10 protein-coding genes are annotated in these 15,377 nt (G+C 43.4%); 4 read left to right on the top strand and 6 right to left on the bottom strand.

What is annotated here, in order from left to right:
• Positions 1–123: 123 nt before the first annotated feature.
• Positions 124–711: an adenylate kinase gene (locus AB4Z08_RS34010; RefSeq protein ID WP_441578245.1), complete on the bottom strand. Its 588-nt coding sequence runs from the start codon at positions 709–711 to the stop codon at positions 124–126.
• A gap of 281 nt (positions 712–992) precedes the next feature.
• Here AB4Z08_RS34010 and AB4Z08_RS34005 point away from each other — a divergent pair, with 281 nt between their 5' ends.
• Positions 993–3,977 carry a glycoside hydrolase family 3 N-terminal domain-containing protein gene (locus AB4Z08_RS34005; protein WP_441578244.1) on the top strand — a complete coding sequence of 995 codons (2,985 nt, stop codon included), beginning with the start codon at positions 993–995 and terminating at the stop codon, positions 3,975–3,977.
• A gap of 93 nt (positions 3,978–4,070) precedes the next feature.
• Here the strand turns inward: AB4Z08_RS34005 and AB4Z08_RS34000 are convergent, their stop codons facing one another.
• Positions 4,071–4,529 carry a hypothetical protein gene (locus AB4Z08_RS34000; RefSeq protein ID WP_441578243.1) on the bottom strand — a complete coding sequence of 153 codons (459 nt, stop codon included), beginning with the start codon at positions 4,527–4,529 and terminating at the stop codon, positions 4,071–4,073.
• Positions 4,530–4,713: 184 nt separating this feature from the next.
• On the opposite strand from AB4Z08_RS34000, the gene AB4Z08_RS33995 reads away from it, so the two are divergent.
• Both AB4Z08_RS33995 and AB4Z08_RS33990 read left to right on the top strand, forming a co-directional pair.
• Positions 4,714–5,760, top strand: coding sequence for a COX15/CtaA family protein (locus tag AB4Z08_RS33995; protein WP_441578242.1), 1,047 nt, complete (start codon positions 4,714–4,716; stop codon positions 5,758–5,760).
• Between the two features lie 176 nt (positions 5,761–5,936).
• A complete protein-coding gene (locus AB4Z08_RS33990) occupies positions 5,937–8,171 on the top strand; it encodes a patatin-like phospholipase family protein (protein ID WP_441578241.1) in 2,235 nt (744 codons plus the stop codon).
• 2 nt (positions 8,172–8,173) lie between these two features.
• Here AB4Z08_RS33990 and AB4Z08_RS33985 read toward each other — a convergent pair whose 3' ends face one another.
• A complete protein-coding gene (locus AB4Z08_RS33985) occupies positions 8,174–9,175 on the bottom strand; it encodes an alpha/beta fold hydrolase (protein WP_441578240.1) in 1,002 nt (333 codons plus the stop codon).
• A gap of 261 nt (positions 9,176–9,436) precedes the next feature.
• Between AB4Z08_RS33985 and typA the strand changes: the two genes are divergently transcribed.
• Entirely contained in the window at positions 9,437–11,245 is a 1,809-nt protein-coding gene (gene typA, locus AB4Z08_RS33980) for a translational GTPase TypA (RefSeq protein WP_331965205.1), read from the top strand.
• A gap of 222 nt (positions 11,246–11,467) precedes the next feature.
• Here the strand turns inward: typA and recA are convergent, their stop codons facing one another.
• The 3 genes from recA to rpoN all read right to left on the bottom strand — a co-directional run bounded on the left by recA (position 11,468) and on the right by rpoN (position 15,263).
• On the bottom strand, positions 11,468–12,478 hold the full coding sequence (recA, locus tag AB4Z08_RS33975) for a recombinase RecA (RefSeq protein WP_441578239.1): 1,011 nt from the start codon (positions 12,476–12,478) through the stop codon (positions 11,468–11,470).
• A 590-nt stretch (positions 12,479–13,068) separates the two neighbouring features.
• Positions 13,069–13,764: a hypothetical protein gene (locus tag AB4Z08_RS33970; RefSeq protein ID WP_441578238.1), complete on the bottom strand. Its 696-nt coding sequence runs from the start codon at positions 13,762–13,764 to the stop codon at positions 13,069–13,071.
• Positions 13,765–13,775: 11 nt separating this feature from the next.
• Positions 13,776–15,263, bottom strand: coding sequence for an RNA polymerase factor sigma-54 (rpoN, locus tag AB4Z08_RS33965; RefSeq protein WP_441578237.1), 1,488 nt, complete (start codon positions 15,261–15,263; stop codon positions 13,776–13,778).
• Positions 15,264–15,377 lie beyond the last annotated feature (114 nt).

The raw sequence follows: 15,377 nt of genomic DNA, 5'->3' as shown, positions 1-15,377 counted from the left end.
ACGCAAAGATCGTGAAGTTTAAGCTAATTAGCACCATCCTGTGCCAAGAGCTGTCTACTTACAATCTTTGCGTTGTATAATAAGATGTTAAAAGTCTTTGTGATAGCGGTATTCCGCTTACAACTATACTCTTTCTCCTACCAGTTCGTCCAGTTCTTTGGACAACAGTTCGAAGACTTCCCCTTCTGTACCATCACCTTTCACTTTCTTGAATTTGCCGAATTTGGCATAGTGATCAGCCACAGGAGCGGTTTTGTTATGATATTCTACTATACGTGCCTTTACTACTTCTTCAGAAGCATCATCGCTACGGCCGGAGGTTAAACCCCGGTTCAGTAAACGCTTGATCAGCGCATCTTCTGGTACTTCCAGAGACAGCACTACTGAAATTGCCGTTTTTTTCAAAGACAACAGCTTATCCAGCGCCTCTGCCTGCGCAGTGGTACGGGGGAAACCATCGAAAATGAAACCACGCGCTTCAGGATTAGCTTCCAGCTTGGAACTAATCATGCCAATCACCACTTCATCAGGTACCAAAGTACCCTGATCCATGAATTTCTTGGCCTCAAGACCCAGTGGCGTTTTATCTCCAATCTCACTGCGAAGCAAATCGCCGGTAGACAGATGAATAAGTCCGTACTTCTGGATAATATTAGCACTTTGTGTACCCTTGCCGCTACCGGGAGGGCCAAATAAAATGAGATTGACCATGTTTAATTAAAATCTACTTTACTCGCAAGGCTGCAAATATATGAAACAGATGAATGTATTGGTAATTAAAATTACGATTGATTGAACTAAATGTAAATATTCTGACAAAATAGTAAACATAATTTAATTTTTAACCAGAATACCTAAATTATCTTCAACAGGCTATCCTAATTTAATGAAATACTTTCTATCTAACAAAATCATATGATTATTATTAGTAATTCTTTGATATTCAGTGTGCCAGCTCTGGATTTACGAATGAATATTTGTAAGTTTATGATATGAGGAAACAATTATTGGTTGCAGGACTAACCGGCTTGATGATGACCGGGAGCGCCATTTCTGCGCCCTTGGTATTTAAGGATAAAAAGAAACAAAAGAAAACCACCGCACAAACTGCGGCACCGCAGCAGGACAAAGCCTCGCAATGGGCAGACAGCGTATTTCAGTCACTCACCCCAGATGAACGCATCGCACAACTGATCATGATAAGAGCCCACTCTAACCTGGGCCCCGACCATGTGAACGCAGTTATAAAAGACATTCAGGATAATAAAGTAGGCGGCGTCATATTTTTCCAGGGAGGTCCGGTAAGACAGGCCAACCTTACCAACTACTACCAATCTATCTCTAAAGTACCATTACTGGTGGCTATAGACGGGGAATGGGGGCTGGGTATGCGCCTGGATAGTGTGATTTCCCTGCCCCGTAATATGATGATAGGTGCTGTACAGGATACCGCCCTGGCTTACGATGCCGGAAAAATTATGGGCGAACAATGCCGCCGCATAGGTATCCACATAGACTTTGCCCCAGACATGGACGTGAATAACAATCCTTCCAACCCGGTGATCAATGACCGCTCCTTCGGCGAAAACAAATACCAGGTAGCCCGCATGGGGGTAGCCACCATCAGAGGAATGCAGGATGCCGGCATAATGGCCTGCGCCAAACACTTTCCAGGTCATGGCGACACCAATGTGGATTCACATCTCGATTTACCTACTATTAATAAAACAAGGGAACAGCTGGATTCACTGGAGCTATATCCTTTCCGCGAAGCCATCGCTGCAGGAGTGGGATCTATCATGATTGCCCATCTTTATATCCCATCTATCGATAAAAAACCAAATACACCCACCTCCATTTCTTACAATGCCGTTACAAAACTGCTGAAAAATGAACTGGGCTATAATGGACTGATTATAACCGATGCACTCGAAATGAAAGGCATCGCAAAATTCTACACCAAAGGACAGGAATCCTTACAGTCGCTCCTTGCGGGCAATGACCTGATGATATTACCCTCTACCGCCGCCGGCAGTGTAGACGCCATCAAAAAAGCCATTAAAGCGGGCAAAATAGACCAGGAAGAAGTAGATGCCCGCGTAAAAAAAGTATTACGCGCCAAATACAACCTGGGATTATGGAAGCCACAACATATTGACACCAACAACCTGGCAGCAGACCTCAATGCGAATACAGATGCCCTGCGCAAACGCATTGCGGAAAGCGCCATCACCCTGGTACGCAACGATAAGAAACTGGTGCCGTTTTCTCCCGCCATGACCCAGCAAAAGCTGGCCGTTATTGCGATAGGAGCCGATGCCAGCAATACTTTCCTGCAAACCGTGAAGGAATATAAACCCGGTACGGATGCATTTATTTTTACTTCCCGGCAGTCGGTAGATCAGATTGCACCTATCGTATCCCGTATCCAGCGTGACTATAAGGCTGTTATTATCAGTCTGCATGACTATAGCCGCCGTCCGGCTAATAATTTCGGACTCACTATGGCGGAGCGACTTATCATCCGACAACTGCAGTCAGAAATGCCGTCCGTGACTATCGCATTTGGTAATCCTTATGCCATCCAGTATTTCTGCGATGCTCCAGCTATCATCGCCGCCTATGAAGATGATAGCACCACACAAAAAGCAGTGGCAGATCTCCTGTTTGGTAAACTGGGTCCTTCCGGCAAACTGCCGGTAACGGTATGCCCTGGGCTACCTTCAGGTACAGGCGTCACCTATAAGGTCAATCAGTTTACCATTTTGCCGGTGGCAACAGCCAAAGATGTCGGTATGGATGAACAGACATTGGTAAAGATTGATGGTTTTGCCAATGATATGATTGCCCGCGCAGCCGCTCCTGGTGCGCAGGTGCTGGCCATGAAAGATGGAAAGGTAGTATATAACCGCTGCTTCGGTCATTATGAGTATAACAAAGCAGAGCCGGTTTCCCCGCAATCTATCTATGATCTGGCCTCCGTTACCAAAATATGCGCTACTACACTGGCTGTCATGCGTTTGTACGATGAAGGAAAATTAAATCTTGATGCTACACTGGGTGTATATCTGCCCCTGGTGCTGGGTACCGACAAAGCAGGATTACGCATCCGCGATATTTTATTGCACCAGGCCGGGCTGGTGCCTTTTATTCCTTTTTATAAAGAGACATTATATCCCAGCGGTTACCCTGACACAATCCTGTATCATACGGCACCAGATCCGGCACATGGTATCCGTGTAGCAGATCAGATGTACATGGAAAACAGCTATGTAGATACACTTTGGAAAAAGATCCTGGATAGTAAGCTGTCGCCTCGACAGGGGTATGTGTACAGCGACTGTGATTATATTTTCCTGGGAAAAATTGTGGAGCAGTTAACCGGTAAAAAGCTGAATGACTATGTGCGGGAAACATTTTATACCCCTATGGGATTGGCTACCACCGGTTTTTTGCCGAGAGAGCGTTTTGCTTTATCGGAGATTGTACCTACAGAGCACGAATATTCTTTCCGGATGCAGCAGCTGAGAGGCGATGTACACGACCCAGGCGCCGCCATGTTTGGCGGAGTAGCCGGACACGCCGGATTATTTTCCGATGCCAATGACCTGGGTGTTATTATGCAGATGTTGCTGAATAAAGGTTCTTTTAATGGGGTACAATATATAAAGCCGGAAACGGTACAATTGTTTACTGCATATAACAGTACTATTAGTCGTCGTGGTTTGGGCTTCGACAAACCGGAAAAGGATAATGCCAGCCGCCGGGAACCGTATCCGGCTAAAAGTGCTTCTGCTGCTACATTTGGGCATACCGGTTACACTGGTACCTGTGTATGGGCCGATCCTGCTTCAGGGATTGTATTTATATTCCTTAGTAACCGGGTGTATCCTAACGGTGGCGCTAATACGAAATTAACCACATTGCATACCCGCGAAAAAATGTTTGAAGCGGTATATGAGTCGGTTCGGAAATAAGCCAAAAGCTATTAAAGCAAAATGACCAGAGCAAAGGATTTAATCCCGCTCTGGTCATTTTGCTTTAATAGCTTTTTACTTTAAGCCTTTCGATTACTCGATAACAGAAACGTTCCTGTTAATGAGTGTCTGTGTTTTTATAGCAATTGCTTTTTCCGCCAGTTTGTTTTTTCCGCTTCTGATTTCGAAAACGTAGTCGCCGTCTTCCAGGGAGGCGAGGTTGTAACGTGCTTCAAAACGAAGGGTTGCCGGCAGTATTTCGCGGTGCAGTGTGTTATTGAAATTGTCTTTTATGTAAAGTGTTAACTTTTCGTTGCCTGGATTGTCCACAGAAAGTTGAAATAACAGTTGATCTTTTTGTACCTGTATAATGTGAACATTGAAAGATTCAACCGGTGCAACGTTTCCTGGTTTCTCGTTCGCAGTATGTCTGGCTACATTATAAGCAAATGCTTTAGACTGTGCTGCTGCGTGCAAAATTGGAAACAAAATAGTAACAAGTAATAACAATGCTGCTTTGGGTGCTAAAAAAACAAAACGTAAGTGTTTCATGACTTTATTTTTTTAAATGTGTTCTTCTTTTTTTAATGAGGGCGGTATTAGCTAATACAATGGTGCCTTATATTTTCGATGCAAAGCTCCGATCTGTGGATTAACAGAACATTACGCCTTTGTTAAAATAATGTGAGTATTTAGGGGACTTGTTCGCCATTCATTCCCTATTTTTGCACCGTTTATGGAAGCAGTTACAATAAAGAATAATCGCCCGGTAGCCATCTGGTTATATATTGGTGTGGGCATGTTGATCGTGCAGGTATTGCTGGGCGGAATTACCCGTTTGACCGGGTCCGGTTTATCCATCACCGAATGGCAGCCGTTGCTAGGCGCATTTCCGCCTATGAATGAAGCTGCATGGGAACGCGCTTTTGAGGGCTATAAAAAAATAGCACAATATCAATACGTCAATAATCACTTTACTTTATCTGACTTTAAGTTCATTTTCTTCTGGGAATGGCTGCATCGCGACTGGGCCCGGTTAATGGGGCTGGTATTTATTGTGCCTTTCATTTATTTCATTATTAAGAAGAAGATCAATAAGAGTATGATCAATCCCATGATCATATTATTCGTGCTGGGTGGTTTGCAGGGATTGATAGGATGGGTGATGGTAATGAGCGGCCTGAACGAAGAAAACTTGTATGTAAACCATATTCGTCTCGCTATCCATTTTATTTCCGCATTGGTGCTGCTGGCCTATGTGTTCTGGTTTGCGCTGAAACTCAGTGTCCGCCCGGTGGAAATATTGGAGGTGCCTGCTTTAAAGAAGCTGAATATCTGGTTATTGGTATTATTGGTGATACAACTGGTATACGGCGCTTTCATGGCAGGACTGCATACGGCACTGGTGGCGAGTACCTGGCCGGACATCAACGGAGCGTGGATACCCGATGGCATGTTTTCTCAAGGAGGCTTTGCGGCAGATATTGCACATAATCCGATTACCATTCAGTTTATACATCGCGGCCTGGCGTATCTGATCACCCTCCTGATTGCTATCTGGTGGTGGAAGTCAGCTCAAACACCGACTAACAGTCAACTGCATACTATCCGCTATTTGCCGTTGTTGCTGGTTTTATTACAGGTATTGCTGGGTGTACTTACCTTGTTAAACAGCCAGGTTAAAATACCTATCAGCTATGGTATACTGCACCAGGGCGTGGGTATGCTGTTGTTGCTTTCGCTGATATGGACACTTTTCCTCAGCAGAGGAACCACTAAATAAAGCAGGAAGCAGAAGGCAAAAAGCAAAAAGCTATTAAGGCGAATGATTAAAGCGAAAGGTTAATAACCTGTTTAGCTCATTCGCCTTAATAGCTTTTTGCTTTTTGCCTTCTGCTTTACGCTTTAAAATCTATTATTCCGTAAATTTTCCGTAGGTTTATTTGTAATAATCGTCTGATGAAGGTGAAGTTATTACTGATAAAAACTTACTATTCTTTCCCTATACAGCTACTGCTCCTGCATTTCAGGAAGTACCAGGTGTTACTTATTTTTTGGGTGATACTGTTTAGCACCATCAACGGCGGTTTTGCCAAGGTGTTTGGCGGAGATGCATTGTACCTCGCCCCGGAATATCTGGGCAAAGTAAATTTCTACAGTACTACTATATTAGGATTGGCCACAGGTATGTTTATCATGAGCTGGCAAATCACTACTTTCATATTGCATACCGGCCGGTTTAAATTTCTGGCCACTACTTCCCAGCCGTTTTTCAGGTATTGCCTGAATAATGCGATTATTCCCATGGTATTTATTCTCAGCATGCTTTACCGTGGATGGGAATACCAACGTTATGAAGAACTGAGCTCTATTCCCGATATCCTATTGCTGGGAGAAGGTTTTATTTGTGGGGTATTGTTTATTTTCTTTTTCTGCTTCTTTTATTTTTTTAATGCAGATAAAAATATCGGTCGCCGCCTGGAAAAACGTTTCGGAAATCCCCGCAACTTTTTGCGCATGATCATGAAGCCCACACAGGAGCCTGATGAAAATGCGCTACCGGTGCATAACTACTTTTCTACCCCCTGGCGCATACGAAGGGCCAGAAATGTAGATCACTACAATAAGCACTACCTCGATAGTATCCTCAAGCAACATCATTTTGCCGCCATGATCACCGTAGGGTGTTCCCTGATTTTCCTGATGATACTGGCTTATATGATGGATTATGATGTATTCCGCATTCCCGCCGGTGGTAGTGTACTGATCTTCTTTGCATTTCTCATTGGGGTGGCGGGTGCCTATTCTTATATGTTGCAAACCTGGTCTATTCCTATTTTGCTGGTGATGCTGTTTGGCCTCAACTGGATGGTAGAGCATAACTGGGTAGATAACCGTAACAAAGCCTATGGCCTTAACTACCGGCAAAAGAAAGAGCGCCCGGAATATAGTGTATCTGCATTGCAACAGTTTTTTACCAGGGAAAAATATGAAGCAGATAAGAAGCAAACCATCGAGATTTTAGATAAGTGGAGAAAGAAATTTCCCGCCAATAAAAAGCCTCCACTAATTGTCATGAACTTCAGTGGAGGAGGTAGCCGTTCTGCTACATGGAGTGTAAATGTGATGCAGCGGCTGGACAGCCTGTTACATGGCCGCTTAATGGAACATACTGTGCTGATGACAGGTGCTTCCGGCGGCATGCTGGGCGCCAGTTACTTCCGGGAGTTGTATTATGAGCAGCAACAGGGAAAGCCCATTCGTCTTACCAATCCAATTTATGCGGAGAAGGTATCCAGGGATTTACTTAATTCTGTTTTCACCGCCTTAGCCGTAAATGATTTTATTACGCCATGGAGGAGTTTCAGCATCGGTAAAAACCAATATGCGAAAGACAGAGGTTATGCTTTTGAAATGCAGTTGAATGAACACACTGATAGTGCATTGGATAAAACCCTGAAGGATTACCGACAGCCGGAAACAAATGCAGAAATTCCGATGTTGATATGGAATGCCACTATCAACGCGGATGGGCGCCGCTTAATGATTTCACCACTGCCGATCAGTTATTTGTGTAGCCCGCAGTACCTGTATCCAACGCGACAGGTAAGAGATATAGATGGGGTAGATTTCGCACAGTATTTTGCTGCGCAGGACGCTATGGATCTGCGGGTAACCAGCGCTATCCGTATGTGTGCTACTTTTCCTTATGTATTACCTAATGCGTTTCTGCCCAGCAATCCTATTGTAGATGTAATGGATGCGGGCATTCGTGATAATTTTGGTCAACAAACCACTTTGCGCTATCTCTATACTTTTAATAAGTGGATCAACGAAAACACCAGTGGGGTGGTGTATATACAGATCCGCGATACACGTAAGAACGATATTTCCCCCATCAAAAAAACGAAAGACCTCAGTGACTTGCTGTTTGAGCCCCTATTTACCATGCAACAGCACTGGAGCGCTATGCAGGATTTTGATCAGGATGATTTGTTGAACTATATGGAGGGGTATTTCCCCGACAAGTTTCATCGGGTTATTTTCCAGTATGTACCGCAGAAGCAGGATAAGGCGGCCGCTTTATCCTGGCATCTGACTTCCCGCGAAAAGCTGGACATCGCCCATGCGCTGGACAATCCTGCTAACCAGAGTGCCCTGGAATATGTGGTGAAGTTGTTGGAAGAGCAGTAAGTCTATTCCTGCAAAAACTTCAGCAGGGGAGCTATGAATTGCGGATACGCTTCAATGTGGGGAAGATGTCCTACACCTGGAATGGGCACCAGTGTTGCATGGGGAATTTTTTTGGCTGCATTATTCCCCAATTCCGGATAGTTCCCCAGGGTTTTACGTACTTCTTCCGACACATTGGCTTTGCCCAGTGCGGTTCGGTCACGTTGCCCAATGATCAGGAGGGTAGGAGCTTGTATATTTTCGAATTCGTATAACACAGGTTGTGTAAAAATCATATCGTAGGTAAGTGCTGAATTCCATGCTACCAGGGAGTAATCAGGGTTGCTGGTCCAGCTGGCCTGGAGTTGGGCCCATTTATCGTATGCGGGCGACCATTTGCCGGCATAGTAACTGTCCATCATATATTGTTTGATTTTTTCGTAGTTCTGTTGCAGTTCTGCTTTGTACCATTTATCTATTGACTGATACGGTACTTTTACTTTCCAGTCTTCCAGTCCAATAGGATTTTCCAGGATGAGTTTCTCTGTTGCTTCCGGATACATCAGGGCGAAGCGTGCGGCGAGCATGCCTCCCATGGAGTGTCCGAGTATAGCGGTTTTGCTGATGTGGAGGGTGTCCAGCAGGGCTTTGGTATTTTGAGCGAGTTGCTGAAAGGAATATTGCAGGTGCGTGGGCTTGGAAGACTTACCGAAACCGACCTGATCGGGTATAATCACACGGTAGCCATTGTTGCTGAGATCGGCAGCGGTGGTATCCCAATAGGCGCCGCAGAAGTTTTTGCCGTGAAGGAGTACAATGGTTTTACCGTTGGGCCTGGATGGTTGTACATCCATATAGGCCATCTGTATGGGTTGGCCCTGTATCTGGAGTTTTAGAAAATGTACGGGAAAAGGGTATTTATATTGTGACAGGGTGATATCCTGGGCTGGTATTTGTTGTGCTTGTATTGGGTTATAAATGAGTGGGAGACAGGCTATAGCCAGCAGGTATAATTTCTTCATCATAAAAGTCGATTATGCCGTTAAACGCAGTGGGGGAATCAAAATTAACGCCACAAAACTAATTGGTTACCATATTTGCTTATAATTAATTGTAAATCAATGGTTGTCAGTGTGTTGCAACACAGATCTGCGGCGTGACTAAATGATTACATTTATTTAAAACGTGTTTCCTTCATTCTCGCTAGGTTTTCGTACCTTTGCGCCTTCTTTTTGTAGCTATTAGCGTAAATTTTGTTAATGGCTGATAGCTAAAGACTTAAGTATATGAACATTCGTAATATCGCAATTATTGCACACGTAGACCATGGTAAAACTACTTTGGTTGACAAAATCCTTCATCAGGCTAATGTATTCCGGGCTAACCAGGAATCAGGAGAACTGATCATGGATAGTAACGATCTTGAAAGAGAACGTGGTATCACCATCTTCAGTAAGAACGCTTCTATTGAATACAAGGGGACCAAAATCAATGTGATCGATACTCCAGGCCACGCCGACTTCGGTGGTGAAGTGGAAAGAGTATTGAAAATGGCTGATGGTGTTATCTTGCTGGTGGATGCTTTTGAAGGACCTATGCCGCAGACACGTTTTGTGTTGCAGAAGGCTTTGCAGCTGAATCTGAAACCTATTGTTGTTATCAACAAGGTAGATAAAGCTAACTGTCGTCCTGATGAAGTACATGATGCTGTGTTTGAATTGTTCTTTAATCTGGACGCTACAGAAGATCAACTGAACTTCCCGACATTTTATGGCTCTGGTAAGAATGGCTGGTTCAACAGTTCATTAGAACAGAGTGAAGATATTTCCCCGCTGATGGATGGTATCCTGCAGTATGTGCCGGAACCTAAAACTCCAGAAGGCAATCTGCAGATGCAGATCACTTCCCTGGATTACTCTTCTTTCCTTGGCCGTATTGCTGTAGGTAAAGTAGCACGTGCTTCCATCGAAGAAGGTCAGTGGATTACTTTAATGCAGACAGATGGTACCAGCAAAAAGCAGAAAGTGCGTGAACTGTACATATTTGAAGCATTAGGTAAAAGAAAAGTAACTAAAGTATTCGCCGGTGATATTTGCGCGGTAGTAGGTATTGAAGGTTTCAACATTGGTGATACTATCGCTGATGCAGAAGAACCAGAAGCATTACCAATCATCAGTGTAGATGAACCTACCATGAACATGCTGTTTGGTATTAACAACTCTCCGTTCTTTGGTAAAGATGGTAAGTTTGTTACTTCCCGTCACCTGCGTGATCGCTTAATGAAAGAAACTGAAAAGAACCTGGCACTGCGTGTAATGGATTCTGACAGTGCTGATAGTTTCATGGTTTATGGTCGTGGTATCCTGCACTTAGGTGTATTGATTGAAACCATGCGTCGTGAAGGTTATGAGTTAACTGTTGGTCAGCCACAGGTAATCGTTAAACACGTAGATGGTAAAAAATGCGAACCGTACGAAACCCTGGTGGTAGACGTTCCGCAGGATTTTGCCAGCAAGGTAATTGATCTGGTAACTCGTCGTAAAGGTGAGATGCTGATCATGGAAACCAAGGGTGAAATGCAACACCTGGAATTTGAAATTCCTTCCCGTGGTTTGATTGGTCTGCGTACACAAATGCTTACTGCAACTGCAGGTGAGGCTGTAATGGCGCACAGATTTAACGACTACAAAGCATGGAAAGGTGCTATCCCAGGCCGTAACAACGGTGTGCTGATCGCGAAGGAAGCTGGTACTACTACTGGTTACTCTCTTGATAAGCTGCAGGATAGAGGATCTTTCTTCGTTGATCCAGGAGAAGAAGTGTACAAGGGTATGATCATTGGTGAAACCAACAAACCAGGTGACCTGGTGGTGAATCCAAACGAAGGAAAGAAACTGACCAACATGCGTGCGAGCGGAACTGATGGTGCGGCTAACATTGCGCCTAAAATTCTGATGACACTGGAAGAATGTATGGAGTATATCCAGCATGATGAGTGTATTGAAGTTACACCAAACTTCATCCGTATGCGTAAGGTTATCCTGGATGAAGAAGAACGTAAGAGAACAGCTAAGAGCATGAAAGCGGAAGCTTAATTGTTTTTGTAAGATAACTAGTGAAAAAAGAAAAACCCGCTCCGGTAATCGGAGCGGGTTTTCTTTTTCGGGGTTAAGGGTCAAAAAAATCCCCGCCCAGGACAAGGCAGGGATGTGCATACTAACCCAATGCTTACTAAAACTAAAACTAACTTCTATGTATATCTTATAAATAGTAAGATCTAATTCAATTCTTTAGCAACTTTCAAAAAGCGACCATCATTAAGCAGCATCCTGCTTTTCCTGAATCTTCACTTTGATCTTCGCTTCAATTTCTGCTGCCAGTTCAGGATTGTCGTTCAGCAGTTGTTTCACAGCATCACGGCCCTGACCTAATTTATTGGTGTCATAGCTAAACCAGCTACCACTTTTTTGAATAACACCATATTCAACACCCATGTCAATGATCTCTCCCATTTTAGAAACTCCCATACCATAAATGATATCGAATTCTGCCTGGCGGAATGGAGGGGCTACTTTATTCTTCACCACTTTCACTTTCACCCGGTTACCAATTGCTTCGTCACCATCTTTTATCTGACTCATACGGCGTATATCCAGTCTTACTGATGCGTAGAATTTCAACGCATTACCACCGGTGGTCGTTTCAGGATTACCAAACATAACACCTATCTTTTCACGTAACTGGTTAATGAATATGCAGCAACAATTTGTTTTTGAAATGGTGGCTGTTAATTTACGCAGTGCCTGTGACATCAAACGGGCTTGTAATCCCATTTTGCTTTCACCCATTTCACCTTCCAGTTCACTCTTTGGTACCAGGGCCGCAACGGAGTCAATTACTACTACGTCTACTGCTCCGGAAAGAATCAGACGATCTGCTATTTCCAGCGCCTGTTCACCATGATCTGGTTGTGATATTAACAGGGAATCTACGTCAACTCCCAGTCTTTTTGCATAGCTGCTGTCAAAAGCATGCTCCGCATCTATAATGGCACATATGCCACCTTTTTTCTGTGCTTCGGCAATCGTATGTATGGCAATCGTTGTTTTACCAGAAGACTCAGGTCCATATATCTCGACAATTCTTCCTTTCGGTAAACCACCAATTCCAAGCGCAATATCAAGACCCAGAGAACCGGTAGAGATAACCTCCATTGGTGCTTCTGCTTTTTCTCCCATCATCATCACAGATCCCTTACCGAAATCTTTCTCAATCTTGTCCATTGTGAGGCGCAGGGCCTTCAGTTTTTCTGCATTGGCTGTAGACATATCATTAATGTTTTTACAAATTTAAAAGATAGCTGATCACAATTAGAAAGCATGTTAATTGGATTGCTAAGTTATGATCTAATTTTTTATTTTCCTAAAATTTTTAGCAATTTCTTTTAAATGCTAAATAAACTAGTATTCTCTTTCAGGCTGTTGTTTTTTACTCCATTCTATTACTTACATCCTGATTCTCAAAATCTTAAAAGGGTTAACCCCTAATGGCATAACAAAGATGCTAACCCATTACGCATTGAATGTGCGTAATAACAAACACTTCAAAAAAATTGCAGATCTGCAAAAAGGAGAATTCTACTGCATTTTTAAAAAGCGTAGTTATACTCTTGAGTATCATCAGAGAATGTTTGACTTTTGTATTGTCAAGTTTAGTTGTTGAAGTTAATCCCCTACTGTTTGTTAAAGTTGTTTGTTAGCCTGCCTTGTGGCCTTGCATCCAATGTGTGTAAAAGATACGGTGAAGTGGTCCAGGTTAAACCCCAAAAAGTTTTTTATCGCCATTCTATATTCTGTTCTCCCTGTTCCCTGTATGGCTATTACCAGCAGGGAAGAGGGAATAGAATGGTGATTTATACTTATTTTACTAATATCCAGCAGGACGCCAGCTGTGAAACAATACCAATCAGGAAACCAATATAGATTTCACGCGGTGTATGGGCTTCGAGCACCATACGGGCAGTAGCCACTATTCCGGCTACAAAAAAAGTGATCAGCAGTGGTACAGACACATTCATATGCATACCCCACATCAATGACAATAAAAAACCAATCACACCTCCCCAGCCTACTGTATGCATGCTGGTCTTGATAAAATTATTAGATATAAAAGAAATGGAAATACTCAGGAAAACGCCCAGAAAAAAGGCGGTGTAGAACTTTGGCGCCCGGCCTTCCTGCAAAAAAGTATAAAAAGCCCAGAAATAATAGGTAATCATCGCCACATAAGGAATGATCCGGTCCCGCTGAGTCTTCATATATATAGAGGACACAAATTTCAGCGCTTTAGCCAGCAACATCGTCAGCACCGGAAAACCTATACTGATAATAGCTACCCTGAAATAAAGCATATCAAAAGCAAAACGCTTGCTTAATGACTTAAACGCTACCATATATTCAGGAATAGATTGTAGCACCAAAAACGTTACCAGCAGCGGAATGAACAGCGGATGAGTAAGATAGGAAATGATTTGTGCCAGTGATCTCATCACAGGTGAAAACTCCGGCGCTGCATGTAAATTTCCGTTCCGGTCTAAAACAGCTTGTTCTTGCATGGTATGGTTTCTTATAATTCTTTACGTAAACGGGCTACCGGTATATTCAGCTGTTCCCTGTATTTGGCCACCGTTCGGCGGGCAATATTATATCCTTTGTCCTGCAACATCTTCGTCAGATTTTCATCACTCAGCGGCTTACGTTTATTCTCCGCCTCAATAAGATCCGATAAAATCTTCTTCACCTCGCGGGTAGATACTTCTTCCCCACTGTCGGTAGACAGTGACTCAGAGAAGAAAAACTTCAGTTTAAAGGTACCAAACTCGGTTTGTACATATTTACTGTTTGCCACACGGCTTACGGTAGAAATATCGAGTTGCGTACGATCCGCGATATCTTTCAGGATCATAGGCTTCATCGTGGTTTCATCTCCCGTAAGGAAAAATTCGCGCTGATAATCCATGATAGATTCCATAGTAGACAGCAAAGTATGTTGCCGTTGCTTAATGGCATCTATAAACCATTTTGCCGCATCAATTTTTTGCTTGATAAATAATACCGCTTCTTTCTGACGCTTATCTTTTTTATCACCACGGTCATATTCTTTCAGCATTTCCCGGTAGCCACCGGAAATACGCAGATCTGGCGCATTGCGTGAATTCAGCGTCAGTTCCAGTTTGCCGGCATTATTCAATATAAAGAAGTCAGGTAGCACATAGCTTTCTGCTTTATTGAGTGTGGCAAAGTTGCCACCCGGTTTCGGCGTTAGCTTGATAATCTGTGTAATGGCTTCTTTCAGGCCTTCGTCTGTAAGACCCAGCGCCTTTTGTATCTTCTCGTAGTGTTTCTTGGTAAATTCATCAAAGTAATTCTCCAGGATCAGATAAGCGTTATGTACGCCTGGATCATCCTGCACTTTGCGTTTTAACTGCAACAGTAAACACTCTTTCAGGTCAGTAGCACATACTCCTGCAGGATCAAAGTCCTGGATCTTTTTGATCAGGGTATTAATTTCTTCCTCGGTGGTGTCAATGTTCTGGGAAAAGGAGAGGTCATCTACCATAGAGCTGATTTCCCTGCGCAGATATCCGTCATCATCAATGCTACCTATAATATGTTCGGCAATGGCATTCTGGTGGTCGTCCAGTTCCAGCATGCCCAGCTGACTTAACAAGTGCTCATGGAAGGACGTTTCCACCCGGATAGGAATGGTTTTATTGCTTTCATCAGGGTCAGGATAGTTATCATCCCGCAGCTTGTAATCTGCCACATCATCGTCTCCCTCACTTACGTATTCAGAAATATCTATGTTATCGTATTCGTTTTCGCTACCATCTGGTTCAAATTCATCCTCTTCAGCAGGCGTTTCAAATTCTTCCTGTTCCTTGAACTCATCTTCACCGGCTTCTTCACCGTATTCCAATGCCGGATTCTCTTCCAGTTCCTCTTTAATCCTCTCTTCCAGATTGACAGTAGGTACCTGCAGCAATTTCATGAGCTGAATTTGCTGTGGTGAAAGCTTCTGTAATAATTTTTGCTGTTGTGTCTGCTTTAACATAATTGTTCCCCAGAGGGCAAAATTAATAAGTATAAGGTTAACTAAGCAGTTAGCCTTTAGCTTTTAGCTTTTAGCAAATGCAGCGAAGATAGTAGTATGTTGATCTTTGCTGCA

Origin of the sequence: Chitinophaga sp. RAB17 (genome assembly GCF_052114225.1) — a bacterium.
Taxonomy (GTDB): Bacteria; Bacteroidota; Bacteroidia; order Chitinophagales; family Chitinophagaceae; genus Chitinophaga.
This window is presented reverse-complemented; position numbering and strand designations above follow the sequence as displayed.

Bases quoted from the DNA above. Each gene is read 5' to 3' on its own strand.
- AB4Z08_RS34000 (WP_441578243.1), bottom strand. From the start codon at position 4,529: ATGAAACACTTACGTTTTGTTTTTTTAGCACCCAAAGCAGCATTGTTA.
- AB4Z08_RS33990 (WP_441578241.1), top strand. From the start codon at position 5,937: ATGAAGGTGAAGTTATTACTGATAAAAACTTACTATTCTTTCCCTATA.
- AB4Z08_RS33985 (WP_441578240.1), bottom strand. From the start codon at position 9,175: ATGATGAAGAAATTATACCTGCTGGCTATAGCCTGTCTCCCACTCATT.
- typA (WP_331965205.1), top strand. From the start codon at position 9,437: ATGAACATTCGTAATATCGCAATTATTGCACACGTAGACCATGGTAAA.
- AB4Z08_RS34005 (WP_441578244.1), top strand. From the start codon at position 993: ATGAGGAAACAATTATTGGTTGCAGGACTAACCGGCTTGATGATGACC.
- recA (WP_441578239.1), bottom strand. From the start codon at position 12,478: ATGTCTACAGCCAATGCAGAAAAACTGAAGGCCCTGCGCCTCACAATG.
- AB4Z08_RS33995 (WP_441578242.1), top strand. From the start codon at position 4,714: ATGGAAGCAGTTACAATAAAGAATAATCGCCCGGTAGCCATCTGGTTA.
- rpoN (WP_441578237.1), bottom strand. From the start codon at position 15,263: ATGTTAAAGCAGACACAACAGCAAAAATTATTACAGAAGCTTTCACCA.
- AB4Z08_RS33970 (WP_441578238.1), bottom strand. From the start codon at position 13,764: ATGCAAGAACAAGCTGTTTTAGACCGGAACGGAAATTTACATGCAGCG.
- AB4Z08_RS34010 (WP_441578245.1), bottom strand. From the start codon at position 711: ATGGTCAATCTCATTTTATTTGGCCCTCCCGGTAGCGGCAAGGGTACA.